Below are 22,858 nucleotides of genomic sequence, written 5' to 3' on the forward strand. Positions count from 1 at the left end.
GAGTCAATGACTTTTCAGGTGACCGCATATCTATGCACTAGCGGGCCCGGCTTACCGCGCCATCTCCTCCTTGAGCGCCGCGACGAACGCGTCCACGTCCTCCTCCGTCGTGTCGAAGGAGCACATCCAGCGCACATCACCCGCGGCCTCGTCCCAGAAGTAGAAACGGAACCGCTTCTGCAGGCGCTCGCTCACGTCGTGCGGCAGCCGCGCGAAGACCGCGTTGGCCTGCACCGGATAGAGGATCTCCACGCCGTGCACGGCGCGGACGCCCTCGGCGAGGCGCTGGGCCATCTCGTTGGAGTGGCGGGCGTTGCGCAGCCACAGGTCCCTGGCGAGCAGGGCCTCCAGTTGCACCGACACGAAGCGCATCTTGGAGGCGAGCTGCATGGACAGCTTGCGCAGATGCTTCATGTGGCTGACGGCGTCCTGGTTGACGACGACGACCGCCTCACCGAACAGGGCGCCGTTCTTGGTGCCGCCCAGGGAGAGGATGTCGACGCCGACCGCGTTGGTGAAGGTCCGCAGGGGGACGTCCAGGGAGGCGGCCGCATTCGCGATGCGGGAGCCGTCCAGGTGGACCTTCATCCCGTGCGCGTGGGCGTGCTCGCAGATCGCGCGGATCTCGTCCGCTGTGTAGACCGTGCCCAGCTCGGTGGCCTGGGCTATGGAGACGACCTGCGGCATCGCGCGGTGCTCGTCGTCCCAGCCCCAGGCCTGCCGGTCGATCAGCTCGGGGGTGAGCTTGCCGTCCGGTGTGGGTACGGTGAGCAGCTTCAGGCCACCCATCCGCTCGGGGGCGCCGCCCTCGTCGACGTTGATGTGCGCGCTCTCGGCGCAGATCACCGCGCCCCAGCGGTCGGTGACCGCTTGCAGGGCGATGACGTTGGCGCCGGTGCCGTTGAACACCGGGAACGCCTCCGCCGTGGCGCCGAAGTGGCTGCGGACGATCCGCTGGAGGTTCTCGGTGTACGCGTCCTCGCCGTACGCGACCTGGTGCCCGCCGTTGGCCAGGGCCAGGGCGGCGAGCACCTCGGGGTGGGCCCCCGCGTAGTTGTCACTGGCGAAACCGCGGACCTCGGGGTCGTGATGGCGACGCGCGTCGGTCTTCGGGGGGTTCACGGCTTCTCGGTCAGCCACAGACGTTGTCCGTTCACTTCGGCGGCGGGCTTGTCCCAGACACCGGCGATGGCCTCCGCCAGGTCCTTGACGTCGGTGAAGCCCGCGAACTTCGCGTTGGGTCGCTCGGCCCGCATGGCGTCGTGCACCAGTGCCTTCACGACCAGGATCGCAGCCGCCGCGCTCGGCCCCTGCTCGCCCCCGGCCTTGGTGAAGTAGTCGGCCAGGGCCAGCGTCCACGCCTCGGCGGCGGCCTTCGCGGCGGCGTACGCGGCGTTGCCGGCGGTGGGCTTGCTGGCGCCGGCGGCGCTGATCAGGACGTAGCGGCCGCGGTCGCTGCGCTGGAGCGCCTCGTGGAAGGCGAGGGAGGTGTGCTGCACGGTCTTCACCAGCAGCAGTTCCAGCAGGTCCCAGTCGTCGAGCCGGGTCTTGGTGAAGGTCTCGCTGCCGCGCCAGCCGCCGACCAGGTGGACCAGGCCGTCGACGCGTCCGAACTCCTTCTCGACGCGGTTCGCCCAGTCCTGGGCGGCCTGCCGGTCGAGCAGGTCGACGGTGTCACCGACGACGGTGGCGCCACCGTGTGCGTAGCTGGCCGCGTCCACGGCCTCCGCCAGTCGCTCCGGGTCGTTGTCGGAGCCGACGACGATCGCGCCCGCCTCGGCCAGCCGCAGCAGCGTCGCCCGGCCGGCGGGTCCGCCCGCGCCGGCCACCGCGATCACCGCACCACTGAGAGCCCCGTTGCCCGCCATGTTCCTCGCCTCCTGAGCGACGTTGTCGGTGCGGTCGCTCACGCGGCGACCCGCTGTGCGTTGTCCGCCGTGATGCCCTTGGTCGAGGCGATCACGTTCTTGAGTTTCTTGGACAGCGCTTCATAGAACATGCTCAGCGGAAACTCGTCCGGAAGCACGTCATCGACGAGCTTGCGCGGCGGCAGGGTCAGGTCCAGGGCGTCGGGGCCCTTGGCCCACCTGGAGCCCGGGTGCGGGGCGAGGTAGGTGGAGACCAGCTCGTACCCGGCGAACCAGTGCACGAGCTTGGGGCGGTCGATGCCGTCCCGGTAGAGCTTCTCGATCTCGGCGCACAACTGGTTGGTGATCTGCGGCGCGCGCTCCCAGTCGATGGACAGCTTGTTGTCGGTCCACCGGACGACGTCGTGCTTGTGCAGGTAGGCGAAGAGCAGCTGGCCGCCCAGGCCGTCGTAGTTGCGGACCCGCTCGCCGGTGACCGGGAAGCGGAACATGCGGTCGAACAGCACCGCGTACTGCACGTCACGGGCCTGCGGAACGCCCTCGCCGGCCAGCTTCACGGCCTCCTTGAAGGCGGTGAGGTCGCAGCGCAGCTCCTCCAGGCCGTACATCCAGAACGGCTGGCGCTGCTTGATCATGAACGGGTCGAACGGCAGGTCGCCGTGGCTGTGAGTGCGGTCGTGGACCATGTCCCACAGCACGAAGGCCTCTTCGCAGCGCTTCTGGTCGTGGACCATGGCGGCGATGTCCTCGGGCAGGTCGAGGCCCAGCAGGTCGACGGCGGCCTCGGTGACCCGGCGGAAGCGGGCGGCCTCGCGGTCGCAGAAGATGCCGCCCCAGGAGAAGCGCTCGGGGGCCTGGCGCACGGCGATGGTCTCGGGGAAGAGCACCGCGGAGTTGGTGTCGTAGCCGGCCGTGAAGTCCTCGAAGGTGATGCCGCAGAACAGCGGGTTGTCGTAGCGGGTGCGCTCCAGCTCGGCCAGCCAGTCGGGCCAGACCATGCGCAGCACGACCGCTTCGAGGTTGCGGTCCGGGTTGCCGTTCTGCGTGTACATCGGGAAGACGACCAGGTGCTGCAGGCCGTCCCGCCGGTTGGCGGCGGGCTGGAAGGCGAGCAGCGAGTCCAGGAAGTCGGGCACCTTGAAGCCGTCGTCGGCCCAGCGGCGCAGGTCCCGCACGAGGGCCGTGTGGTAGGCGGCGTCGTGGGGCAGGAGCGGGGACAGTTCCCGCACGGCGTCGACGACACGCCCTACGGCGAGCTCGGCCTGCGCCGGGGCGGGGGCGCCCTCGGCCTCGAAGTCGATCGATCCGTCGTTGGACTGCCATGGCCGGATCTGCTCCACGGCATCCTTGAGCACGGGCCACGCCGGGTGCTCGACCACCCTGCTCACCGAAGGAACCTTCCCCTCCGCGCCCACCTGCACAAGAATTTCCGTCATGTCCCATCCTCCACGGGAGAACCTCGCGTAAGGAGACCGTATACACACCAGGTTTCACCCAGCAAGAGGACCCTCGGGAAATTATTCTGCGCCACCCCTACCTTCACCGCACTTTTTCCTGTCGGACACGGCGAGCACGAAGCCACATCGCTCCGTCGTCACCCTCTGCCCGGCACGGCCCCACGCGATACGGTCCACAAGGGGCCGCGGCCCCACCACCGCCGACGTCGACGGAAGCGAGTCGAACCTTGAACTTCCTCACCATCGGTCACCGCGGAGTCATGGGCGTCGAGCCCGAGAACACCCTCCGGTCCTTCGTCGCCGCTCAGGAGGCCGGTCTCGACGCGATCGAGCTCGACCTCCATCTGAGCAAGGACGGCGCACTCGTCGTCATGCACGACACCGACGTGGACCGTACGACGGACGGCTCCGGGCCGATCGCCGAGAAGACTCTCGCCGAGCTGCGCACCCTGGACGCGGGCCGGGGCGAGCGGGTCCCGGTGTTCGAGGAGGTCCTGGACGCGGTCCGGGCGCCGCTGCAGGCCGAGATCAAGGACGTGCGGGCGGCACGGGCGCTGGCCGAGGTGATGCGCGAGCGGGATCTGTCCGGCCGGGTCGAGGTGTCCTCGTTCCACGACGCGGCGATCGCCGAGATCGCCCGGCTGGTGCCCGGCGTCCGCACCGCGCTGATCGCCAGTCGCTACGGCACCGACATCGTGGAGCGAGCCGTCGAGGCCGGAGCGGCGACGGTCTGCCTCAACGTCCGCAGGCTCACCCTGGAGACCGTGGAGCACGCGCGCGAGGCGGGCCTGCGGATCATCGGCTGGGTGGTGAACACGCAGGAGCACCTGCGTCTCGTACGAGCGCTGGAGCTGGACGGCGCGACGACCGACCACCCGGAGATCAAACGCACCGGCCGGTTCACGGCGTAGGGCCTACGCCAGCTCCTTGACCAGCAGTTCGAACTGCAGGTCGGCGCGCTGCGGAATGCCGAACCGCTCGTCGCCGTACGGGAACGGGGTCATCCGTCCCGTACGGCGGTAGCCGCGCCGTTCGTACCAGGCGATGAGGTCCTCGCGCACGGAGATCACGGTCATGTGCATCTCCCGGGCATCCCAGGTGTCGCGGACCTGCCGCTCCGCCTCCGCGATGATCACCTTGCCGAGGCCGGAGCCCTGGAGCAGGGGGCTGACCGCGAACATGCCGAAGTAGGCGTGGTCGGCGCGGTGTTCGAGCTGGCAGCAGGCGACGACGGTGCCGTCCCGCTCCACGGTCAGCAGCCTGCTGTCCGGCGCCTTGATGACCTCCAGGACACCCTCGGGATCGGTCCGCTGCCCCTCAAGGATGTCCGCCTCGGTGGTCCACCCCGCCCGGCTGGAGTCGCCCCGGTACGCCGACTCGATCAGTGCGACCAGCGTGTCCACGTCGGCGTCGGTGGCGTCGCGGAAGGTCAGTCCGTGGGCGGTGGCACTGTCCATGAGGGTGTCTCTCCGATTGTCCGGCGCGGCTCGGGCATCGACGAGGGTAACCCTGCCACTAGGCTCCGGGTGCATGGTGCACGTACTGAGCGGCCGGATCCTGCTGCGCCCCACCGACCCCGAGCGGTCCCGCGACTTCTACGGCGAGCAACTCGGCCTCGCCGTCTACCGCGAGTTCGGCACGGGGCCGGACCGCGGCACCGTGTACTTCATCGGCGGCGGCCACCTGGAACTCTCCGGCCGCTCCGAGTCCCCGCCGTCCCCGGCCGTACGGTTGTGGCTTCAGGTCGACGACGTGTCCGCCGCGCACGACGAACTGCGGGGCAAGGGCGTGGAGATCGTACGGCCGCCGGTCCGTGAGCCGTGGGGGCTGATCGAGATGTGGATCGCGGATCCGGACGGTGTGCCGATCGTGCTGGTGGAGGTTCCCGCCGATCATCCGATCCGGTACCGGCCGGGCATCTGACAGCGCACCTCACGCCGGGCGGTGCTCCCAGCCGCGGTCGGTGCGGGTCAGCTCACGGAAGCCCGCCTCGGTGAGCCGGTCGATCGCCGTACGGTCCTCGGCCGCCTCGTAGGCGAGCACGCGGTCCGCGCCGCACAGCCGGAGCCAGTCGGCGGCCTGGGCGAGCAGCCGGCGCTCCCAGCGCTCCGCCCGGCGGGACGGCTCGACGTGCAGGTTGCCGACGTCCGCGAGACCACCGGCCCGGACGTGCCGTTCGGGCCGGGCCAGTGCCGTGTCCACCTCGACGAAACCGACGGCGCGCCCCTCGTCGTACGCCGTCCAGCGGGTGCCGCACTCCCCCAGCGTGCGCTCGTACGTCACACCTGGCCGGGGTTCGGGCCGGGGCAGGTCGGCGACGCGGGCGATGAGCAGCACCTCCGTGTGGCCGGTGTGGCGGAACCCGGCACGCTCGTAGACGGACCGGACGTGCGGCCAGGGCCGGGGCAGGCCGTACACGGCCGGGGCCGGCAGCGTGCCGTCGGCGTAGCGCACCCGGACCCGCCAGCGGGCCAGCTGTGCCAGGCAGGCCTGTGTCAGCAGGTCGGCGGCCCGCTCGGTGTCCGGCCGGAACGAGGCCGGCGGGGCGCACACGAACCAGCGGATCTCACCGGCGTCGCGGTAGTGCTCGCCGACCTCGGCGTCGGCGCGGTAGCGCAGCAGATGGGCGGCCGCGACGACGGAACCACGCTGCTCGGCGACGAGTGTGACCCGCTCGCTCACCCACGGGTCGGTGACGAACTCGTCGGGCTCCCGCTCCAGCGCGCTGAGCACGGTGTTGACGGAGACCGAGACACCAGGGACGACGGCGGCGACATGCGCGTTGACCAGTTCGGTGAGCTGGTCGCGGTCGTCGCGGCGGAAGGGGCGCACCTGGGGCGCGGACATGCGGAACCTCCGGGCAGGGGAAATCGTCTGGAGGCCGCCATGCGGTGCGGTACGGGGCGATCGTACGTCGGCGGCGGCGCCGGGCGCGAGCAGGTTTCCGGATGGCCGCTGTCAGTGGGCGGGGCTAGCGTGCTGGTGGAGGTTCTCGCTGCGGAAGGAACGTCGGATGAAGCTCGCCAAGCCGGTGGTCGGCGGCCCCTGCTGGGTCGAACTGGGCACGAGTGACATGGACGCGGCCAAGCGGTTCTACGCAGAGCTGTTCGGCTGGCGGTCCGAGACCGACCCGCGTCAGGAGGCGGGCGGTTACACGCTCGCGCACCTGGGCGACGCGGCGGTGGCCGCGCTGACGCCGCTGTACCAGGAGGGGCAGCCCGTCGCGTGGACCGTGTCGTTCGCCGTCCGGGACGCCGACGAGACCGCGCAGCAGGTGACGGCGGCCGGCGGGACCGTGCTGATGGGACCGATGGACGTGTTCGACATGGGCCGCTTCGCGGTGGCCACCGACCCGGCCGGCGCCGCCTTCACGCTGTGGCAGCCACGGGCCTTCGAGGGGGCGGGACTGTTCAACGCGCCCGGCGCGCTGGGCTGGGTGGAACTGCTCACCCGGGAGCCCGCACGCGCGCGCGACTTCTACACGACCGTCTTCGGCTGGACCGTCAACGCCTCGGAGCACTACACCCAGTGGGGCCTGGCCGGCCAGGACTTCGGCGGCATGATGACCATGGACGACAAGTTCCCGCCCGAGGTGCCGCCGCACTGGCTGCCGTACTTCGCGGTGGACGACGTCGACGCCACCACCGCCACGGCGACCGGGGCGGGCGGGACGGCCCTGATGGAACCCACGTCCGTGCCGGAGGGCCCGCGCATCGCGGTCCTGCGCGACCCGCAGGGTGCGGTCTTCGGTGTCTACCTCGCGGGTGACGAGGGCTGAGGCGCGCGGCCGGGGTTTGCGCTGGAGTGCGCTCCAGCTCCTAGCGTCGTGGGCACGACCTGCCCGACGTTCCGAAGGGGAACGCACCGTGCGTTACACACTGTTCGGCAAGACCGGTCTGCGCGTGAGCGAGCTGAGCCTCGGCGCGATGACCATCGGCGACGACTGGGGCTGGGGCGCCGACCAGGACACCAGCGCGCGGATCGTGAACGCCTACGCGGACGCGGGCGGCAACTTCGTCGACACCGCCAACAACTACACGGACGGCAGCTCGGAGCGCATCCTCGGCGGCCTGCTTCAGGGGCGGCGCGACGAGTTCGTGCTGGCCAGCAAGTACACGTGCGGCACCCGCGACGGTGACGTCAACGCCGCGGGCAACCACCGCAAGAACCTGGTGCAGTCGGTCGAGGCCAGCCTGGAGCGGCTGCGCACCGACCGCCTCGACGTGCTGTGGGTGCACGCGCGCGACAACTTCACCCCGGTCGACGAGGTGATGCGGGCGCTGGACGACCTGGTCCGGACCGGCAAGGTGCTGTACGTCGGCGTCTCGGACTGGCCGGCCTGGGAGATCGCGCAGGCCAACACGCTGGCCCAGTTGCGGGGCTGGACGGCGTTCGCGGGGTCGCAGCTGCGCTACAGCCTGCTGGAGCGGACGCCCGAGCGGGAACTGCTGCCGCAGGCGCGGGCGTTCGACCTGGCCGTGCTGGCATGGGGGCCGCTCGGGGCGGGGAAGCTGACCGGAAAGTACCGGCGCGGCGAGGCGGGGCGGCTGGACGTCACCGGCGACACGCTCGACTCGCGCGAGGAGGCCGTCGTGACGGCGGTCCTGGAGATCGCCGAGCAGGGCGGCTGGAGCCCGGCGCAGGTGGCGCTGGCCTGGCTGCTCGGGCGGCCCGGCAACGTCGTCCCCATCATCGCCGCCACCAAGGAGAGCCAGCTCGCCGACAATCTCGGGGCGGTCGACGTCCGGCTCGACCCGGACGCCGTGGCGCGCCTCGACGAGGTGAGCGCGCCGGCGCTGGGCTTCCCGCACGACTTCGTCCGCGAGCCGGGCATCACCCGGAACATCTACGGCGACCGCTGGAGCGAGATCGACGACCGGCGCTCCACGTATCGGCGGACGGCGCACGACGTGCTGTGACCACGCGAGGCATCCGGAGACTCAGCCCCGCAGCGCGCCCAGGCGCCCCTCCAGCTGGTCGAGCAACTCCCCCAGCAGGGCGGCGAGTTCGCCCTGCTGCGGCCCGTCGAGTCCGGACAGCACGGCGCTTTCGTAGGCGAGCTGCTCGGGCAGGACGGTGTCGACGAGGTCCCGTCCGGGGTCCGTGAGCCGGACGTGGGCGACGCGCCGGTCACGGTGGTCGCCGCGCCGCTCGACCAGAGCGCGTTCGGTGAGCTGCTTGAGGCGTTTGGTGACGGCGGCACCGGAGGAGAAGGTCTCGCGGGCCAGTTCGCTGGGGGTCAGCTCGTGCCCGGTACGGCGCAGCGCGGCGAGCAGGTCGAACTCCGGCCGACTGAGCCCGGCCCGGCGCAGTGGGGCGTCCTCGGCCTGCTGGAGGAGCGCGGCACAGCGGTTGACCCGGCCGATGATCTCCATGGGCCCAGTGTCGAGATCGGGATGCACGGCCTGCCACTGCCGGACGACAACGGCGACGGTGTCACGGCGGCCGGTGAGGCCGGGGTGGCGCGAGTCGCCGGGGTGGCGCGCGTCGCTGTCACGACGGCCGATGTCGCCGGGGTGACGTGCGTCGCCGGGCTGACGCGCGTCGCCAGTGCGGCCCACGTCGCTGTCACGGCGGCTGATCTCGCCAGGGTGACGCGCGTCGCTGTCACGGCGGCCGACGTCGCCAGGGTGACGCGCATCGCTGTCACGGCGACCGGTGCCGCCGGGGTGACGCAAGTCGCCAGGGCGGCCCACGTCGCTGTCACGGCCGCCGATGCCGCCGGGGTGGCGCGAGTCTCCGGGCTCTACCGCGTCGCCGGGCTGGACCGCGTCGCCAGAGCGGCCCACGTCGCTCTCACGGCGGTCGCTGTTACGGCGGTCGCTGCCACGGCGGCCGATGTCGCCAGGGTGACGCGCGTCGCTGCCACGGCGACCGGTGCCGCCGGGCTGACGCGCGTCGCCAGGGTGGCGCGCGTCACCCGCGGGATCCGCGTCCCCGGTTGCGTCATGCCGCCCCGCCGCATCTCCCCCATCGGACCCGCGCCCGTTCGTCCCCGTCATGGCCGTGCGTCCTCCGTCGTCCTGCCCGTGTCCCCGTCCAGGAGCAGCCCCTGGCGTCGTACCGTCGCCGCGAGCGTACGGTGTCCTGCCTGTTCGGCGTGGACGACCCGCTCCTGGGGCAGGGCCCGCTGCCACCACTCGCCGGACGCGGCGTCGGCGGTGGCACGCAGGTCGACGAGAGCGGCGGCGAGCGTGCGGCGGGCGGCTTCCAGCGCGTCGGCGGCGGGCTGCGGCTCGGCCAGCAGGCGGGCCGTGCGCTCGCGGGCCCGTTCGGCGGCGGTCAGGGCGTGTTCGAGGCGAGCGCCCGCACTCCGGTTGGTGACGGCGACGGCGGCGACGAAGCCGACGAGCGCGCCGACGAAGGTGTCCACGACCCGTTCCGTGATCAGCACCCTCGGCTCCTGGAAGCCTGTGAACTCGGTGATGAGCAGCGCCATCGGCGTGACGCACACGCTGCCGAGCCAGTAGTTGCGGCTGACCAGCGCCTCGGCGCCGAAACTGCAGGCGAGGCAGCACAGCACGAGCGCCGCCTGGCCGAGGTGGGCGAGTGGGGTGAGGGCGGCGAAGACGAGCACCCCGGCGAGGTTGCCGACGACGCGCTGAATGCCCCGGCTCCAGGTGAGCGTGATGTTGGCCTGGTAGAGGGCGGCCGCGGTGACCAGCGCCCAGTACGGGCGGCCGATGCCGAGCGCCAGGGAGGCGTATCCGGCGAGGGCACAGCCGAGGGCGGTACGGACGGCGATCGGGCCGAGGGACCTGAGGGCGCGCCGCAACGGCCGGTGCGGTGCGGCCAGTTCGACGTCCACGCCGAGCAGTTCGTCGGCGTCGGGGTCGCCCGCGTACGGCACGGGCCGGGTGCCGCGCAGGTCTCGGGCCCAGGCGCGCAGCCGTGCGGGATCGGTGTCGGCGGGCGCGGCGAGGGCGACCTCGGCGCGGACGACGAGGGCGCGCAGGGCACGTCGGGTCGTGGAGCGGGCCCCGGCGGACAGCAGTGACTGCCAGGCCGCCTGCACGGCGGCGGCCGCGGCGGCGCGGGCCCTGGCGTGCCCTTCGACGGTGCCGCGCGTCTCGGCGTACGCGGCGGCGGCGTTCAGGGCCTGTGCGGTGGCGCGGCGCTCGGGGCCGTGCGGGCGGACCAGGCCCGGGGCCATGCCGACGAGCCAGGCCCACGCGCCGGCGGCGATACCCAGCGCCAGGTGTCCGGGCACCTGGTCCAGGGACTGCGGGGCGAACAGCGCGGCGGAGCTGACGAAGGTGAGGACGACGTTGCCGGGCGGGCCGATCCGGGCGGCGTCGCACAGCGCCTTCTGGACGGCCGCCAGCAGCGCGCCGACGGTGACCAGCACGACGGCGTTGGTGGTGAGCGAGGCCGTGACCAGCGCGGTGGCGAGGCCGCCGAGCATGCCGAGCACCACCCACGCCAGAGCCCGGGCCCGGGCGGCGTACGGACGATTATGGGCGTACAGGGCGCACAGGGAGCCGGCCATCGTGTACATGGCCAGGTCGAGGCGGTCCATGGTGAGCAGGGTCAGGTTGGGCGGAGCGAGCGCGACCACCACGCTCAGCGCGGGCTTGAACCAGATCTCGGAGGGTCGGCCCACGCGCAGCACACCGGCGACCGGGAGCCGGCGCACACGCGGGGTCGGAGGGGCGGGGGGCGCACTGCTCATGGAAATATGTTAGCAAGTGTTTTACTCGTAAAACGAATGCGCTCTGTCGAGCGCTCCCCGCGTACACCCTTGCGCTCGCGTGCGCGCCGCATGAACCGGGCATCCCTATCGAGCGGGGTCCCTATCAACCGGGCATCCCTCATGAACCGGGCATCCCTGGAACCGACCGTCGAGCGGGGAGGTGCGGATGCACGGACCGGCCGCGTCGGGCTGGCTGCTGGTCGCGCTGTGCGTGGCGACCGGCACCTACTGCCTGCTGCGCCTGCGCAGCGGGGTCGAGGAGCAGCGCCGTTCGGCGGGGGACGAGGCGCTGATGGGTTTCGGCATGGCCGCGATGGCCGTACCGGCGGCGGTGTACACGCCACCGCAGTGGGCCTGGCCCGTCTACGCGGTCGTCTTCGGTGGGGCGGCCCTGCGCGCCCTGTGGACGGCGCGCACCGGCACACACCACCTGCACCACTCGGTGGGCGCCTCGGCCATGGTCTACATGGCGTGGGCGATGGCCGACGCCCCGGCCGCCGCCCAGGGACACGGGCACGGCGGCTCCGGACACCCGCTGCTGACAGGCGCGCTGCTGCTGTACTTCACCGGATACGTCCTGCTGGGCGGAGCCAGACTGATCCCGGTGCCCGCCGTGGCGGGCGGCCCATCGGCCACCGGGTGGAGCGACCGGCCCGAACTGGCGCGGGCCTGCCGACTGTCGATGGGCATCGCCATGGTCGCGATGCTCATCACGCTCTGAGACTCACTCCGTGCACAGCCAGGTTGTGAGCGAAACCGTGGCATGCGTCACTTGCCGGAAGGAGCCGTACCTCTCAGTAGCCTGCCGCTCATAGGCTGTTCCCATGATGGTCCCCGCCGCACTCCTGCTGCTCGGCGCCCTGACCGCCGTCCTGGCCCCGCGGCTGCTCGCCCGGGCCGACTGGCCGGACCGCGAACCGGTGGTGGCGCTGTGGGCCTGGCAGTGCGTGGTGGCGGGCGTCCTGCTGTGCTGCGCACTGTCGATGACGCTCAGCGCGGCGGCGGCCTGGCAGGCCGTGCGCGGCCATGTGTTCGCACCCGCGCCGAGCGCGGTCGTCGAGGCGTATGCGCTGGGTGCGGCGGTCCCCTGGGCGGCGGCGACCGCGGTGTCGCTCGCCTGCGGCGCGGTGTGGAGCGCGGCGATGCTGGTCCGGGAGGTCGTACGAGCCCGCGCGCTGTGTCGGCGACGGCGGGCCGAACTCCTCGTCCGCGCCCCGCTGCTGCCCGGCGAGGAACCCGCCGACGGGCGGCTCGTGGTCCTGGAGGGTGAGCGGCCGGACGCCTGGTGGCTGCCCGGCACGGCGCCCCGACTCGTCATCACCACGGCCGCGCTGCGCCGCCTGAAGGGGCGGCAACTGGACGCCGTCCTGGCACACGAGCAGGGCCACGCGCGGGCCCGGCACGACTGGCTGCTGCACTGCTCGGCCGCGCTCGCGGGCGGGTTCCCGCAGGTGCGGGTGTTCGCCGCGTTCCGTGACGAGATGCACCGGCTGGTGGAACTCGCCGCGGACGACGTGGCCTCCCGCCGCTTCGGCCGCCTCACCACCGCCCTGGCGCTGGTGGAACTCAACGAGGACCGGGGCCTGTTCGGCCCCGGCCCGGCCCCGCACGCGGACGTGCCCCAGCGGGTGCACCGCCTGCTCACTCCCCCGGCCCGCCTCACCGCGGCCCACCGGCTGCGCCTGACGGCGACGGCGGCCATGGTGCCGGTGGTGCCGCTGCTGGTGGCGTTCGTGCCGGGGTTGCGGGCGCTGGGGTAGCCGCGCGTCCCGGTGCCGCGGCCGGCGCCTGCAGCGCTCAGATCAAGCCTTCCTGCGCCCCAGTTACCCTCGGTCATTGGCCTCCCGCCCCAAGCGTCGGCAAAGATCGCACCATGCACCAACCGTCCGTCGATTCCCCGCCCCGCCCATCCGTCCGTCACACAACTCTCCGTGCCGGGATCGCGCTGGCGTCGATCTCGCTGCTGCTTCTCGTCCTGGTCGCCGCCGAGTGGGGGCCGGTGATCGTCCTGGACCGCGTGCTCTCCCGGACCACCCACCGCTGGGCGGTCGAGGAGTCCGGGCTCACACAGGTGTGCCGGGTGCTCACGGACTGGGTGTGGGATCCGCAGACGATGCGCGTCCTGTGCGCGGGTGTCGTGCTGTGGCTGGTGTGGCGGCGCTCGGCGTGGTGGACGGCGGCGTGGCTGGCGGTCACCGTGGCGGTGAGCACCTGCGTGCAGCAGGCCATGAAGGCCGCGGTCGGCCGTGAACGGCCCGTCTGGCCCGACCCCGTCGACTCGGCCCATTACGCGGCCTTCCCGTCCGGCCACGCCATGACGGCCACGGTGGTCCTGGGCCTGCTGCTGTGGCTCCTGCACCACTGTCGCGCCGGCCGCACCCTGTTCCGTGCGGCCCTTGCTGTCGCCCTGGTGTCGGTGGCCGGCGTCGGCCTGACCCGGGTGTGGCTCGGCGTGCACTGGCCGACGGACGTGGTCGCCGGCTGGCTGCTCGGGGCGATGGTGGTGGCCCTGGCGGTGACGGCCCACAAGCGTTGGCATCCCTGACCGCAGGGCCGTGCGTCAGGGCCGGTTGGTGTGGCACCGTTCCTCGGACGGCGTGGCGGGTCGGCCCATAGGATCACCGCATGACCGCCGTTCTGTTCGACTTCTCCGGAACCCTCTTCCGGGTCGAGTCCACCGAGGCCTGGCTGCGCGGCGTCCTCACCAAGGCCGAAGTCGTCCTGACCGAACCCGAGTTCACCAAGGCGGCGCAGGCACTGGAGGCGGCGGGCGCGCTGCCCGGCGGGGCGGCCCCGCAGCACGTCCCCGCCGAACTCGCCGAGCTGTGGGAGGTCCGCGACCGGACCCCCGAGGAGCACCGGGCCGCCTACACCGGCCTCTCGCGCCAAGTTCCGCTGCCCGACCCAAGGCTGCACGACGCCCTCTACGAGCGCCACATGTCACCGGACGCGTGGACGCCGTACCCGGACGCCGCCGAGGTGCTGGGCGCGCTGCGTGAACGCGGGATCGGCGTCGGCGTGGTCAGCAACATCGGCTGGGATCCGCGCCCGGTCTTCCGCGCGCACGGGCTCGACGAGTACGTGGACACGTACGTCCTGTCGTACGAGCACGGCATCCGCAAACCGGACCCGCGACTGTTCGCGGCCGCCTGCGCCGAGCTCGGCGCCGACCCGCGGGAGGTGCTGATGGTGGGGGACGACCGGCGGGCCGACGGCGGCGCGGCGGCGCTGGGCTGCGCGGTGCACTTCGTGGACCATCTGCCGGCCGACCGGCGGCCGGACGGGCTGCGCCCGGTGCTGGGCCTGGTGCGCTGATCCCCGCTCTGCTCGGTGCGCCGATCCCGGCTCGGCCGGTGCGCTGATCTCGCAAGACCACCGCCCACCCCGGACGATCCCCCGCGTCGCCCGGGGCAGGACGGCACCACCGGCACCGGCCGCTCATGGGCCGGTCCGGACGCGTTGAGTATAGTTGGCTGGCAGCCAGTCAACGCAGGAGTTACAGCATGACCCCCCGTAGCGCCTCGGTCAATCAAGAGTTGCGGCGGCGCTCCCGGGAGCGGCTTCTGCAGGCGGCGGTCGAGCTGGTGAGCGAGCGGGGATACGAGGCGACGACGCTCGGGGACATCGCGGACCGGGCCGGATCGGCGCGCGGACTGGTGTCGTACTACTTCCCGGGCAAGCGCCAGCTGGTGCAGTCGGCCGTGCACCGGCTGATGCACCGCACCCTGGAGGAGGCGCTGGAGCGCGAGCCGCGCACCGAGGACGGCCGGGAGCGGATGGCGCGGGCCATCGACGCGATCCTGGGGCTGGCCCGGGACCGGACCGTGCTGATGCGTCAGCACATGGCCGGGCTGCTGGACACCGAGGGTTTTGTGCAGTGCCCGGAGCAGCAGCGGCTGGCGGAACTGCTGCGCGACACCGTGGCCCGGCACGGCTCGTCCGACACCGGCACCGACTATCCGATGCTGCGCGCGCTGCTCATGGGCTCGGTCTACGCGATGGTGCTGCCGAACGTGGGGATGCCGATCGCTCCCCTGCGCGCCGAGCTGTTCCGGCGCTACCGCCTCGACTGGGAGCTGGGGGTCCCGCCGGACACCGAAGCGCCCGGCGGGACATGGGACACGGATGTGTCCCGCTTCTTCGCGACTGGAGCGACTGGAGCGGCCCAAGCGACCGGAACCACCGAAGCGGCGGTAGCGACCGAAGCGGCTGGCACGCCGGGTGCGCCCGTGCCGCCCGTCGATGATCAGTCGTCGTCGAAGCCGAAGTAGTCCGGCTGCGTCTGCACGTTGAGCTCACGCAGCTTGACCCACCGCGCGGGATCCGTGCGCCGGTCGTCGAGCTTCAGGACGTCGAAGCCCTTCGCCATGTCGTTCGAGTAGATGTAGCCGTTGTAGTAGTACGCCGACCAGGACCCGCCACTCGAGAGGCTCTCGGTGCTCAGCGGGCCGCGCTCGAAGTAGGCGATCTCCCTGGGGCGCGCGGAGTCGGTGAAGTCCCAGACCGAGACACCGCCCTGGTACCAGGCCTGGACCATGATGTCCCTGCCCCTGACCGGGATCATCGAGCCGTTGTGGGCGACGCAGTTCTCGGTGTCCGCCTGGTGCCGGGGGATCTTGTAGTAGCTGCGGAAGACGAGCTTGCGCTTGTCGCCCTTGCCGACGATGTCGTAGATGCCGTCGGCGCCCCGGTTCGGGCCGATCTCCGCGTTGCAGACGGCCGCGCCGCCACCGCCGAGCTCGTCGGTGAAGACGACCTTGTTGGCCTTCAGGTTGAAGGTCGCCGAGTGCCAGAAGGCGAAGTTGACGTTGTCCTGCACCCGGTCGATGACCTTCGGGCGCTCCGGGTCCTTGATGGAGAACAGGATGCCGTCGCCCATGCAGGCGCCCGCGGCCAGGTCCTTCGAGGGCAGCACGGTGATGTCGTGGCAGCCGGTGGTCTTGGAGACACCCGGGTTGGTGGGTCCGCCCGGGTTGCCGCCGCCGTCGGGGCCTTCACCCGGGAAGAGCACCGGGAAGCCCACCACGGCGGCCTTCTCGGGGGCGTGCCGCGGCACCTTGATGACCGAGATGCCGTCGTGCGGCGGCTGGCAGTCGGGGTAGGCGGCGTTCGGCGAGTACGAGGAGACGTAGATGTAGACGTTGCGGCGCTCGGGCACCAGCGTGTGGGTGTGCGAGCCGCAGGCGGTCTCGACGGCGGCGACGTACCGGGGGTTGCGCTTGTCGCTGATGTCGAAGACCTTCATGCCCTCCCAGGAGGACTTCTCGGTCACCGGCTGCGTGGTGCTGCTGCAACTGCTGTCGCTGCGCGAGGAGTCGGTGGACAGGAACAGCAGGTCGCCGGAGACGGAGATGTCGTTCTGCGAGCCGGGGCACAGCACTTGGGCGACGGTCTTCGGTGCCCTCGGGTTGCTGATGTCGAAGATGCGGAAGCCGTCGTAGTTGCCGGCGAAGGCGTATCGGCCCTGGAAGGCGAGGTCCGAGTTGGTGCCGGGCAGTACGTCCTTGGGGATGTTGGTGAGGTGCTCGATGTTGGCGGAGTGGACGATCTCGTCCTTGCCGGGTATCTCCCCCGATTCCAGCGCCTCGCGCACCTCGGCCTGAGTGCTGCGCGAGACCTCCTGACCGGTCGACGGGGCGTCGCCCGGGTCGGGGATCGCGCTCGCCGGATGAGCCGTCAGCAGTGCGGCCAGGAGTCCGGCGGCTGCGGTGGCAACGCCGAGACGTCTGAGCCGCGTTCGAGGATCTTTCGACAGGATCACTGCGCCTACCCTTCTTCCGTTCGTCAGGAACGGTTCACGGACCTGAGCAGTATCGTCTTGGCCATGCACAGATCAAAAGAGGGAAGCCGAGATGTAATGCAGGTTTTCGCACGGGCGTTGGGCATCACGGTCTCGCTGACCGCGCTGGCCGTCCTGGGGCTCACGGCCTGCGACTCCGGCACGGACGGCGAGCCGGACGGGGCGAGCGGCCCGTCGGTGATCGTGCCCGGCGCACCCGGCGAGGCCAACCGGACCCTGTCCGCCGAGGACGCGGCGAAGCAGCGGCCGGACGACGACTCCCCCAACTCCGCCGACGTCGACTTCACGCGGATGATGATCGAGCATCACGCACAGGCGCTTCAGATGACCGAACTCGCCCCGGACCACGCCGAGTCGTCGCAGGTGAAGAAGGTGGCCGAGCGGATCGAGGCCGCGCAGCGACCGGAGATCGAGGTGATGCGCAGCTGGCTGAAGGAGCACGGGAAGACCGAGGAGGGCGGCGGTCACGACCATGCCGCGATGCCGGGCATGGCGACCGAGGCACAGTTGGGCAAGCTGCGGGCGGCGCGGGGAGAGGCCTTCGACCAGCTCTTCCTCACACTGATGATCACTCATCACGAGGGTGGGATCACGATGGCCGCGGAGGTGAAGGCGCAGGGCAACAACGTTCGGATCGAGGAATTGGCCGACGATGTGATCGCCCAGCAGACCAGCGAGATCACGCGGATGCGCGGGATGCTGTGAGCGGCGACCGGCCCGGTCAGCGGCGTGCGTGACGCGGGGTCAGAAAGCCGGCGTCCCGGGCCTGCGCGATCAGCCGCAGCGACCGGCGGCGGCTGCGCCCGGTCGCGCACATCACCGCGAGGACCGGGTCGACGCCCTCCGCCTGCGCGGCACGGTACTCCTGCGCGACCAGCCGCCGCCCCTCGATGCCTCGCGGCCAGGCGGACCGGGCACGCCGGGCACCTACCGGGTCGTCATACGATTCACAGGCCCCGGCGGACGGTTCACAGGCCCCGGAGTACGGTTCACAGGCCCCGGAGTACGGTTCACAGATCCCGTCATACGCTTCCTGCGCGTCACGGACCGCGTCATAACCATACGCCTCACACGGGTCACAGATCGCGTCATACGCTTCACAGACCTCGTTGGGCCCCGGCTCCCCGCAGGACTCCCCCGCCACCCCGCAAGCCTCGAACAGCGGACCCTCGATCCACTCGGCCAGCACCGCCAGATCGGCCAGCGACAGCGCGGGCCGCGCCTGGACGTCCTCGATGCGTACGGAGCCGGCCGCCGCGACGGCGAGCGCGTCGACCGTGGCTCCGTCGGCGAAAGCCAGCCGCACCTGGAACCACGCCGTCGCCCGGTCGTCCTCCCGCACTTCCCACGCGTGCCACACGGACACGGCGCCGTCCTCGGGACGGCGATCAGAAAGATTAAGCAAGGATGCTTCTAGCACACACGGAACGTAACCCCATGATCACACTCCATTCGGAGGGACACGCGTCCCGTTCTGCGCCCGGCACCCTGTCAGCGGAGCCCCGGCGGTGCAATGCTGGAGCCATCAGCGACCTCCTGTGATGCACCGGACGATCCCCGGTGACCCACCGGACGAAGGAGTTCCGCCGTGCTGCGTGTCGCCGTCGTCGGCTCCGGACCGAGCGGGGTCTACTGCGCCCAGACCCTCGTCCAGCAGGACCCCACCGTGCTGGTCGACGTCCTGGACCGGCTGCCCTGCCCGTACGGTCTGGTGCGGTACGGCGTGGCGCCCGACCACGAGAAGATCAAGTCGCTGCAGAACAACCTGCGCACGGTGCTGGAGCACGAGCGGGTGCGGTTCCTCGGCGGCGTACAGGTCGGCGCCGACGGGGTGCCGGCCGCCCGGCTGCGGGAGCTGTACCACGCGGTCGTGTACTGCGTGGGCGCCGCCACCGACCGCCATCTCGGGATCCCCGGCGAGGACCTGCCGGGCAGTTTCTCGGCGACCGAGTTCGTGTCCTGGTACAGCGCCCATCCGGACGCCGTGGCGGACGGTTTCGTGCTCGGCGCGCGCTCGGCCGTGGTCATCGGCGTGGGGAACGTCGCCGTGGACGTCACCCGGATCCTGGCGCGCGGCGCGGCCGAGCTGAGCCCCACCGACATGCCGCAGGCGGCGCTGACCGCGCTGACGGCGAGCCGGGTGGACGCCATCCACATGGTGGGGCGGCGCGGGCCCTCGCAGGCCCGGTTCACCACCAAGGAGCTGCGTGAGCTGGGCGCCCTGCCGGATGCGGAAGTGAGCGTGGATCCGGACGAGTTGGCGCTGGATCCCGCGTACGGCGATCCGGCCGCGCTGCCGGGCGTGCAGCGCCGCAACGTGGAGGTGCTGCGCGGCTGGGCCGCCGAGCCGCCGAAGGGGCTGCCGCGCCGGATCCGGCTGCGGTTCTTCCTGCGCCCGGTGGAGCTGCTGGCCGACGGCGGGCGGGTCGGCGCGGTGCGGTTCGAGCGGACGCTGCCGGACGAGCGCGGCGGGGTGACCGGGACAGGACGGTACGAGGACATCGAGGCCCAGCTGGTGCTGCGGTCGGTGGGCTATCGCGGAGTGCCGCTGGAGGGGCTGCCGTTCGACCCGGCCACCGGCACCGTGCCGCATCTGGCCGGGCGGGTGATGCGCGGCGGAGTCGTCGCGCCGGGCGAGTACGTGGCGGGCTGGATCAAGCGCGGCCCGACCGGAGTCATCGGCACCAACCGCCCGTGCGCCAAGGAGACGGTGCTGTCGCTGCTGGAGGACGCCGCCGTCCTCGTACGCAAGGACGTCCCGGACGAACCGCTCGTGGCACTGCGGGCCGTGGGGGCCGAGCCGGTCGAGTGGGCGGGGTGGCGGGCCATCGAGCGGGCCGAGGCGGAGCTCGGGGCCTCGCTCGGGCGCGGTGTGGTCAAGCTGCCGGACTGGGAGTCCCTGCTGATGGCGGCGCGCGGCACGGCGTCGTAGCGGACCGGCGCCCCGGCGGGTGGCCCGACACACGGCGGCAACACACCGGAAATCAACAAACTGTTCAAGACGCATACGGTCTCTGGCTGTTCGGATGTTCCCGCTGTTCCAACCGCAGCTCAGGAGTGCCCATGGCATCGACCGCGCCCGTCCATCCCGTCGACGAGGTCCCACCCGTACGGCAGTTGGCCGCCTTCGGTTTGCAGCATGTGCTCGCGATGTACGCGGGCGCGGTGGCCGTGCCGCTGATCGTGGGCGGTGCGATGAAGCTGTCGCCCGCGGACCTGGCGTATCTGATCACCGCGGATCTGCTGGTGTGCGGCATAGCCACGCTCATCCAGTGCGTCGGTTTCTGGCGGTTCGGCGTGCGGCTGCCGATCATGCAGGGCTGTACGTTCGCGGCGGTGTCGCCGATGGTGCTGATCGGGACGACGGGCGGCGGACTGCCCGCGATCTACGGCTCGGTGATCGTCGCGGGCCTTGCGATCGTGCTGCTGGCGCCGGTGTTCGGGAGGCTGCTGCGCTTCTTTCCGCCGCTGGTCACCGGCACGGTGATCCTGATCATCGGCGTCTCGTTGCTGCCGGTGGCGGGCAACTGGGCGGCCGGTGGCGCGGGTTCCGACGACTTCGGGGCGCCGAGGAACCTGGCGCTGGCCGCCTTCGTGCTGGCGGTGGTGCTGGGTGTGCAGCGGTTCGCGCCGGTGTTCCTGAGCCGGATCGCGGTGCTGGTCGGTATCGCGGTGGGGCTGGCGGTGGCGGTGCCGTTCGGCTTCACGGACTTCGGCGGCGTCAAGGACGCCGACTGGCTGGGGATCAGCACGCCGTTCCACTTCGGGGCGCCGACGTTCGAGGTGTCGGCGATCGTGTCGATGCTGGTGGTGGCCCTGGTGTGCATGACCGAGACGACCGGTGACTTCATCGCGGTCGGCGAGATGACCGGGCGGAAGGTCGAGCCGCGCTCACTCGCGGACGGACTGCGCGCCGACGGCCTGTCCACCGTGCTCGGCGGCGTGTTCAACACCTTCCCGTACACGGCGTACGCCCAGAACGTGGGCCTGGTCGGTATGACCCGGGTGCGCAGTCGCTGGGTCGTCGCGGCGGCGGGCGGCATCCTGGTGCTGCTCGGACTGCTGCCCAAGCTGGGCGCGGTGGTGGCGGCGATTCCGGCTCCGGTGCTGGGCGGTGCGGGGCTGGTGATGTTCGGGACGGTCGCGGCGAGTGGCCTCAGGACGCTGGCCGAGGTCGACTTCCGCGGCAACCACAACCTCACCGTGGTGGCCGTGTCGGTGGCGGTGGGTGTGCTGCCGGTCGGGGTGCCGACGATCTACGACCGGTTCCCGGACTGGTTCCAGACCATCATGCACAGCGGGATCAGCGCGGGGTGCCTGACCGCGATCGTACTCAATCTGCTCTTCAACCACCTTTCCGTGAAAGGCGGTTCAGCCGGGGACTCCGAGGCGGGTGGCCTGCCGGTCGGCGGCGGCGAGCAGGCTGTCGAGAAGTCCCGGGAAGAGAGCGTCTAGGTCGTCCCGGCGCAGGCCGTTCATCTTGGCCGTGCCACGGTAGATCTGCCGGATCACACCGCTCTCCCGCAGCACCCGGAAGTGGTGCGTGGTCGTGGACTTGGTGACCGGCAGGGCGAACTGCGAACAGGAGAGCTCCCGGCCGGTGTCGGCGGCGAGCTCCCGCACGATACCCAGCCGCATCGGGTCGGAGAGCGCGTGCAGCACGCCTTCCAGCCGGATGTCCGCGCGCGCCGGGTGCGGCAGGTCGCGGCTGCTGGTGGTGGGTGCGGCGGATGTCACGGCGGCTCCACTTCGTCCGGGAGTCTCCATTGTACGGGAGGTACGAGGGTCGTCGTAGTTTGACAGTCGCCGTACTACGACGGCTATCGTACGAATCGACCACCGGTCCCGTGACGAATGGAGCCCGCCGTGAGTGCGCTCTTCGAGCCCCGCACCCTGCGCGATGTGACGATCCCCAACCGGGTGTGGATGGCGCCCATGTGCCAGTACTCGGCGGCGCCCGAGGGGCCCGAGACCGGCGTGCCCCACGACTGGCACTTCGCGCACTACGCCGCCCGCGCGGCCGGCGGCACGGGGCTGATCGTCGTCGAGGCCACGGGCGTCAGCCCCGAGGGGCGGATCTCGCCGCAGGACCTCGGCATCTGGAACGACCGGCAGGTCGAGTCGTTCCGCCGCATCACACGCTTCCTCGTCTCACAGGGCACGGTGCCGGCGATCCAGCTCGCTCATGCTGGGCGCAAGGCGTCGACCGGCCAGCCGTGGAAGGGTGGGGCGCCGGTCGGGCCGGAGGCGTTCGGGTGGCAGCCGGTGGCGCCGAGTGCGGTGGCCTTCGACGAGCGGCATCCGGTGCCCAGTGAGCTGACGGTCGCGCAGATCCAGGAGGTCGTCGGTCGGTTCGCGGACGCGGCGCGGCGGGCGCTGGCGGCCGGTTTCGAGATCGTGGAGATCCATGGCGCGCACGGCTACCTGATCAACGAGTTCCTCTCACCGCACTCCAACCACCGCACCGACGCGTACGGCGGCTCGTACGAGAACCGCACCCGGTTCGCCCTCGAAGTCGTCGACGCCGTACGGGAGGTGTGGCCGGACGACAAGCCGCTGTTCTTCCGTGTCTCGGCGACGGAGTGGCTGGAGGAGGGCGGCTGGACCGCGGACGACACGGTCCGTTTCGCCCGGCAGCTCCAGGCCCACGGCGTGGACCTCCTGGACGTCTCCACCGGCGGCAACGCCTCCGGCGTCCACATTCCGGCGGACCCGGGGTACCAGGTCCCGTTCGCGGCCCGCGTCAAGGCCGAGACCTCGCTCCCGGTCGCCGCGGTCGGCCTGATCACCGAGCCCGAACAGGCGGAGAAGATCATCACCAACGGCGAGGCGGACGCCGTCCTGCTGGGCCGCGAGCTCCTGCGCAACCCGTCGTGGGCCAGGCATGCGGCACGGGAGCTGGGGGGCGAGGTGCGAGTGCCGGACCAGTATCACCGGTCGGTGTGAGGTGTTGCGGCCGTAGGAGCAGCGGTCGAGTGGGCGGTGCTCCGCCCGGAGCAACAGCGATCGGTGGGCGGTGCTCCGCGCGGAGCAACAGCGA

Annotated in this window: 23 protein-coding genes; 13 read left to right on the forward strand and 10 right to left on the reverse strand. The window is 71.6% G+C overall.

What is annotated here, in order from left to right:
- Positions 1-51 precede the first annotated feature (51 nt).
- Genes I2W78_RS36715 through I2W78_RS36725 form a run of 3 tightly spaced genes read right to left on the reverse strand, consistent with a single transcriptional unit; the run spans position 52 to position 3,304 of the window.
- Positions 52-1,122, reverse strand: coding sequence for a threonine aldolase family protein (locus I2W78_RS36715; RefSeq protein WP_196465063.1), 1,071 nt, complete (start codon positions 1,120-1,122; stop codon positions 52-54).
- The gene (locus I2W78_RS36720) at positions 1,119-1,868 is read right to left on the reverse strand and encodes an SDR family NAD(P)-dependent oxidoreductase (RefSeq protein ID WP_196465223.1); all 750 of its coding nucleotides are present in this window, start codon (positions 1,866-1,868) and stop codon (positions 1,119-1,121) included. The genes I2W78_RS36715 and I2W78_RS36720 overlap by 4 nt, the downstream gene beginning before the upstream one ends.
- A gap of 38 nt (positions 1,869-1,906) precedes the next feature.
- A complete protein-coding gene (locus I2W78_RS36725) occupies positions 1,907-3,304 on the reverse strand; it encodes a DUF6421 family protein (RefSeq protein ID WP_196465064.1) in 1,398 nt (465 codons plus the stop codon).
- 248 nt (positions 3,305-3,552) lie between these two features.
- On the opposite strand from I2W78_RS36725, the gene I2W78_RS36730 reads away from it, so the two are divergent.
- On the forward strand, positions 3,553-4,236 hold the full coding sequence (locus I2W78_RS36730) for a glycerophosphodiester phosphodiesterase (RefSeq protein WP_196465065.1): 684 nt from the start codon (positions 3,553-3,555) through the stop codon (positions 4,234-4,236).
- Positions 4,237-4,239: 3 nt separating this feature from the next.
- Here the strand turns inward: I2W78_RS36730 and I2W78_RS36735 are convergent, their stop codons facing one another.
- Positions 4,240-4,782, reverse strand: coding sequence for a GNAT family N-acetyltransferase (locus I2W78_RS36735; protein WP_196465066.1), 543 nt, complete (start codon positions 4,780-4,782; stop codon positions 4,240-4,242).
- Positions 4,783-4,855: 73 nt separating this feature from the next.
- On the opposite strand from I2W78_RS36735, the gene I2W78_RS36740 reads away from it, so the two are divergent.
- Entirely contained in the window at positions 4,856-5,248 is a 393-nt protein-coding gene (locus I2W78_RS36740; RefSeq protein ID WP_196465067.1) for a VOC family protein, read from the forward strand.
- A 9-nt stretch (positions 5,249-5,257) separates the two neighbouring features.
- Here the strand turns inward: I2W78_RS36740 and I2W78_RS36745 are convergent, their stop codons facing one another.
- Positions 5,258-6,172 carry a GNAT family N-acetyltransferase gene (locus tag I2W78_RS36745; protein ID WP_196465068.1) on the reverse strand — a complete coding sequence of 305 codons (915 nt, stop codon included), beginning with the start codon at positions 6,170-6,172 and terminating at the stop codon, positions 5,258-5,260.
- Positions 6,173-6,338: 166 nt separating this feature from the next.
- On the opposite strand from I2W78_RS36745, the gene I2W78_RS36750 reads away from it, so the two are divergent.
- Complete coding sequence (locus tag I2W78_RS36750) at positions 6,339-7,103, forward strand: VOC family protein (protein WP_196465069.1); 765 nt, start codon at positions 6,339-6,341, stop codon at positions 7,101-7,103.
- 88 nt (positions 7,104-7,191) lie between these two features.
- Entirely contained in the window at positions 7,192-8,244 is a 1,053-nt protein-coding gene (locus tag I2W78_RS36755; protein WP_196465070.1) for an aldo/keto reductase, read from the forward strand.
- A 21-nt stretch (positions 8,245-8,265) separates the two neighbouring features.
- Here I2W78_RS36755 and I2W78_RS36760 read toward each other — a convergent pair whose 3' ends face one another.
- Complete coding sequence (locus I2W78_RS36760; protein WP_307784035.1) at positions 8,266-8,727, reverse strand: MarR family winged helix-turn-helix transcriptional regulator; 462 nt, start codon at positions 8,725-8,727, stop codon at positions 8,266-8,268.
- Positions 8,728-9,323: 596 nt separating this feature from the next.
- On the reverse strand, positions 9,324-10,997 hold the full coding sequence (locus I2W78_RS36765; RefSeq protein WP_196465071.1) for an FUSC family protein: 1,674 nt from the start codon (positions 10,995-10,997) through the stop codon (positions 9,324-9,326).
- A gap of 187 nt (positions 10,998-11,184) precedes the next feature.
- Here I2W78_RS36765 and I2W78_RS36770 point away from each other — a divergent pair, with 187 nt between their 5' ends.
- From I2W78_RS36770 to I2W78_RS36790, 5 genes are all read left to right on the forward strand, one after another.
- Entirely contained in the window at positions 11,185-11,739 is a 555-nt protein-coding gene (locus I2W78_RS36770; protein WP_196465072.1) for a DUF5134 domain-containing protein, read from the forward strand.
- A gap of 103 nt (positions 11,740-11,842) precedes the next feature.
- The gene (locus I2W78_RS36775; RefSeq protein WP_196465073.1) at positions 11,843-12,778 is read left to right on the forward strand and encodes a M56 family metallopeptidase; all 936 of its coding nucleotides are present in this window, start codon (positions 11,843-11,845) and stop codon (positions 12,776-12,778) included.
- A gap of 113 nt (positions 12,779-12,891) precedes the next feature.
- Positions 12,892-13,563, forward strand: a complete 672-nt coding sequence (locus I2W78_RS36780; RefSeq protein ID WP_196465074.1) for a phosphatase PAP2 family protein — start codon at positions 12,892-12,894, stop codon at positions 13,561-13,563.
- Positions 13,564-13,643: 80 nt separating this feature from the next.
- Complete coding sequence (locus I2W78_RS36785) at positions 13,644-14,333, forward strand: HAD family hydrolase (RefSeq protein ID WP_196465075.1); 690 nt, start codon at positions 13,644-13,646, stop codon at positions 14,331-14,333.
- Between the two features lie 188 nt (positions 14,334-14,521).
- Positions 14,522-15,289 carry a TetR/AcrR family transcriptional regulator gene (locus I2W78_RS36790; RefSeq protein WP_196465076.1) on the forward strand — a complete coding sequence of 256 codons (768 nt, stop codon included), beginning with the start codon at positions 14,522-14,524 and terminating at the stop codon, positions 15,287-15,289.
- Here the strand turns inward: I2W78_RS36790 and I2W78_RS36795 are convergent.
- Positions 15,265-16,779: an LVIVD repeat-containing protein gene (locus I2W78_RS36795; protein ID WP_196465077.1), complete on the reverse strand. Its 1,515-nt coding sequence runs from the start codon at positions 16,777-16,779 to the stop codon at positions 15,265-15,267. The genes I2W78_RS36790 and I2W78_RS36795 overlap by 25 nt on opposite strands.
- A 96-nt stretch (positions 16,780-16,875) precedes the next feature.
- Between I2W78_RS36795 and I2W78_RS36800 the strand changes: the two genes are divergently transcribed.
- Complete coding sequence (locus I2W78_RS36800) at positions 16,876-17,523, forward strand: DUF305 domain-containing protein (protein ID WP_196465078.1); 648 nt, start codon at positions 16,876-16,878, stop codon at positions 17,521-17,523.
- Between the two features lie 16 nt (positions 17,524-17,539).
- Here the strand turns inward: I2W78_RS36800 and I2W78_RS36805 are convergent, their stop codons facing one another.
- Positions 17,540-18,178, reverse strand: a complete 639-nt coding sequence (locus tag I2W78_RS36805; protein WP_374222748.1) for a DUF6214 family protein — start codon at positions 18,176-18,178, stop codon at positions 17,540-17,542.
- Positions 18,179-18,406: 228 nt separating this feature from the next.
- On the opposite strand from I2W78_RS36805, the gene I2W78_RS36810 reads away from it, so the two are divergent.
- Together I2W78_RS36810 and I2W78_RS36815 are read left to right on the forward strand one after the other, a co-directional pair.
- Positions 18,407-19,750, forward strand: coding sequence for an FAD-dependent oxidoreductase (locus tag I2W78_RS36810; RefSeq protein ID WP_196465079.1), 1,344 nt, complete (start codon positions 18,407-18,409; stop codon positions 19,748-19,750).
- 131 nt (positions 19,751-19,881) lie between these two features.
- A complete protein-coding gene (locus I2W78_RS36815) occupies positions 19,882-21,273 on the forward strand; it encodes a nucleobase:cation symporter-2 family protein (RefSeq protein WP_196465080.1) in 1,392 nt (463 codons plus the stop codon).
- On the opposite strand, the gene I2W78_RS36820 is transcribed toward I2W78_RS36815, so the two are convergent.
- Positions 21,190-21,555 carry an ArsR/SmtB family transcription factor gene (locus tag I2W78_RS36820; RefSeq protein ID WP_307784026.1) on the reverse strand — a complete coding sequence of 122 codons (366 nt, stop codon included), beginning with the start codon at positions 21,553-21,555 and terminating at the stop codon, positions 21,190-21,192. The genes I2W78_RS36815 and I2W78_RS36820 overlap by 84 nt on opposite strands.
- Positions 21,556-21,684: 129 nt before the next feature.
- Here I2W78_RS36820 and I2W78_RS36825 point away from each other — a divergent pair, with 129 nt between their 5' ends.
- Positions 21,685-22,764 carry an NADH:flavin oxidoreductase/NADH oxidase gene (locus I2W78_RS36825; RefSeq protein ID WP_196465082.1) on the forward strand — a complete coding sequence of 360 codons (1,080 nt, stop codon included), beginning with the start codon at positions 21,685-21,687 and terminating at the stop codon, positions 22,762-22,764.
- Positions 22,765-22,858: the final 94 nt, after the last annotated feature.

It is taken from the genome of Streptomyces spinoverrucosus (assembly GCF_015712165.1).
Classification (GTDB): domain Bacteria; phylum Actinomycetota; class Actinomycetes; order Streptomycetales; family Streptomycetaceae; genus Streptomyces; species Streptomyces spinoverrucosus_A.

Coding starts and splice junctions, on each gene's coding strand:
- I2W78_RS36735 (WP_196465066.1), bottom strand. CDS start 4,782: ATGGACAGTGCCACCGCCCACGGACTGACCTTCCGCGACGCCACCGAC.
- I2W78_RS36750 (WP_196465069.1), top strand. CDS start 6,339: ATGAAGCTCGCCAAGCCGGTGGTCGGCGGCCCCTGCTGGGTCGAACTG.
- I2W78_RS36770 (WP_196465072.1), top strand. CDS start 11,185: ATGCACGGACCGGCCGCGTCGGGCTGGCTGCTGGTCGCGCTGTGCGTG.
- I2W78_RS36720 (WP_196465223.1), bottom strand. CDS start 1,868: ATGGCGGGCAACGGGGCTCTCAGTGGTGCGGTGATCGCGGTGGCCGGC.
- I2W78_RS36785 (WP_196465075.1), top strand. CDS start 13,644: ATGACCGCCGTTCTGTTCGACTTCTCCGGAACCCTCTTCCGGGTCGAG.
- I2W78_RS36725 (WP_196465064.1), bottom strand. CDS start 3,304: ATGACGGAAATTCTTGTGCAGGTGGGCGCGGAGGGGAAGGTTCCTTCG.
- I2W78_RS36815 (WP_196465080.1), top strand. CDS start 19,882: ATGGCATCGACCGCGCCCGTCCATCCCGTCGACGAGGTCCCACCCGTA.
- I2W78_RS36775 (WP_196465073.1), top strand. CDS start 11,843: ATGATGGTCCCCGCCGCACTCCTGCTGCTCGGCGCCCTGACCGCCGTC.
- I2W78_RS36745 (WP_196465068.1), bottom strand. CDS start 6,172: ATGTCCGCGCCCCAGGTGCGCCCCTTCCGCCGCGACGACCGCGACCAG.
- I2W78_RS36790 (WP_196465076.1), top strand. CDS start 14,522: ATGACCCCCCGTAGCGCCTCGGTCAATCAAGAGTTGCGGCGGCGCTCC.
- I2W78_RS36740 (WP_196465067.1), top strand. CDS start 4,856: ATGGTGCACGTACTGAGCGGCCGGATCCTGCTGCGCCCCACCGACCCC.
- I2W78_RS36780 (WP_196465074.1), top strand. CDS start 12,892: ATGCACCAACCGTCCGTCGATTCCCCGCCCCGCCCATCCGTCCGTCAC.
- I2W78_RS36765 (WP_196465071.1), bottom strand. CDS start 10,997: ATGAGCAGTGCGCCCCCCGCCCCTCCGACCCCGCGTGTGCGCCGGCTC.
- I2W78_RS36800 (WP_196465078.1), top strand. CDS start 16,876: ATGCAGGTTTTCGCACGGGCGTTGGGCATCACGGTCTCGCTGACCGCG.